The organism is Mesorhizobium sp. M7A.F.Ca.CA.003.01.2.1 (assembly GCF_003998945.1).
GTDB classification, from domain to species: domain Bacteria; phylum Pseudomonadota; class Alphaproteobacteria; order Rhizobiales; family Rhizobiaceae; genus Mesorhizobium; species Mesorhizobium ciceri.
This window is the reverse complement of sequence record NZ_RZRA01001000.1, coordinates 1-1,946: the sequence shown is the minus strand read 5'-3', so window position 1 is coordinate 1,946 and position 1,946 is coordinate 1. Positions and strand designations below refer to the sequence as shown.

At 63.1% G+C, this 1,946-nt stretch carries 2 protein-coding genes; both read left to right on the top strand.

The genetic code is table 11. The features are described 5' to 3' along the window. Positions 1 to 103 precede the first annotated feature (103 nt). On the top strand, positions 104 to 1,378 hold the full coding sequence (glyA, locus tag EN969_RS28825) for a serine hydroxymethyltransferase (protein ID WP_013529884.1): 1,275 nt from the start codon (positions 104 to 106) through the stop codon (positions 1,376 to 1,378). A 319-nt stretch (positions 1,379 to 1,697) separates the two neighbouring features. Then, on the top strand, positions 1,698 to 1,946 hold a 249-nt coding region (locus EN969_RS28820; protein WP_206525256.1), incomplete at its 3' end, for a porin.

Below are 1,946 nucleotides of genomic sequence, written 5' to 3'. Positions count from 1 at the left end.
CACCCCGCCTGACGCAGTGAACTAGCTCCCCGTTTCAGTTCCAACACCAGGCATGGCGACGCCGAAAACCGTGTCCGCCTTTTGCCGCCAGGAGACGAGCAGAATGACCGGCTTTTTCCAGAGGAACCTCAAGCTCCAGGATGCGGTGGTCGCCGATGCGATTGCACGCGAGATGGGCCGGCAGCGGTCCGAAATCGAGCTGATCGCATCCGAAAATATCGTTTCGCCGGCTGTGCTGGAGGCACAAGGCTCGGTGATGACCAACAAATATGCCGAGGGCTATCCGGGGCACCGCTACTACGGCGGCTGCCAATATGTCGATCTGGCCGAAGCGGCTGCCATCGACAGGGCCTGCCGGCTGTTTGGCGCGGCGCACGCCAATGTGCAGCCGCATTCCGGCGCCCAGGCCAACGGCGCGGTGATGCTCGCCATGCTGAAGCCGGGCGACACCTTCATGGGTCTGTCGCTCGCCGCCGGCGGGCATCTGACGCACGGTGCCCGGCCGACACTGTCGGGAAAATGGTTCAACGCCGTGCAATACGGCGTGCGCCAGAGCGACTGCCTTATCGACTATGAGGAGCTGGAGGCCAAGGCGCGGGAAACACGGCCAAAGCTGATTATCGCGGGTGGATCGGCCTATCCGCGCATCATCGACTTCAAGCGCATCCGGGCGATCGCCGATGCCGTCGGCGCGCTGATGATGGTCGACATGGCGCATTTCGCCGGCCTGGTCGCCGGCGGCGTGCATCCCAACCCGGTCGAGGTCGCCGATATCGTCACCACCACGACGCACAAGACGCTGCGCGGCCCGCGCGGCGGTATGATCCTGACCAACAACCAGGACATCGCCAAGAAGCTGAATTCGGCGGTGTTCCCTGGCCTGCAGGGAGGCCCGCTGATGCATGTCATTGCTGCCAAGGCCGTTGCCCTGGGTGAAGCCTTGGAGGACGGGTTCAAGACCTATGCCCGGCAGATGGTGGCGAATGCCAGAAAGCTGGCCGCGACGCTTGGCGAGCGCGGATTCGACATTGTCTCCGGCGGAACCGATACGCATCTGCTGCTGGTCGACCTGCGCGGCAAGGGCCTGTCCGGCAAGGACGCGGAGGAGGCGTTGGGCAGGGCAGGGCTGACCTGCAACAAGAACGGCATTCCTTTCGATCCGGCGCCGCCTGCCGTCACCTCCGGTATACGGCTGGGCACACCGGCCGCCACCACGCGCGGTTTCGGCGAGGGCGAGTTTGCCCGTGTCGGCAATCTCATAGCCGACGTGCTGGATGCGGTCGGAACGCAATGGGGCGCCGAACAGGAGAAGGCGGCTCGGCGGTCGGTCGAGGAGCTTTGCGAGGCATTCCCGATCTACGAGCCCAGACCCGGTTGACCGTCCGGGGAGCGCGCCACAGGCAGATACATGGCTGCCGCGGACAGGGCATTAGCCACAGATATGGTTTTGCGTAGCAGCGCCATTCGTGACGAGTTGCGCCTGTCCTAACGTCATCGCGAAATCACCGCATACATCCACCGCCAAGTTTGTCGTCCGAGCCATTTTGCAAGCAATTTCCGTCGATTGACGGAAGTGGCGCCTTCGGCTGCGGACGGCAGGAGGAGCTTGGATCCATGGGTGCGGCGTTTTCCGGGGAGCGGGTTGCCAGCCTCGAAAGATACCCTGGCTTTTTTTGATCTTTTGAATGGAGAGGAAAATGAACATCAAGAGCCTTCTTTTCGGCTCAGCTGCGGCTCTGATCGCAGTTTCCGGTGCGCACGCCGCCGACGCCGTCGTTGTTGCCGAGCCGGAACCCGCTGAATACGTCAAGATCTGCGACGTCTACGGCGCTGGTTACTTCTACATCCCCGGCACCGAAACCTGCCTGCGCATCGGCGGCTATGTCCGCTACGACGTCGGCGTGGGTGATGCCGGTTCGTTCGATGGCGTCAATCACGTTCCTGAC

Coding starts and splice junctions, on each gene's coding strand:
- glyA (WP_013529884.1), top strand. CDS start 104: ATGACCGGCTTTTTCCAGAGGAACCTCAAGCTCCAGGATGCGGTGGTC.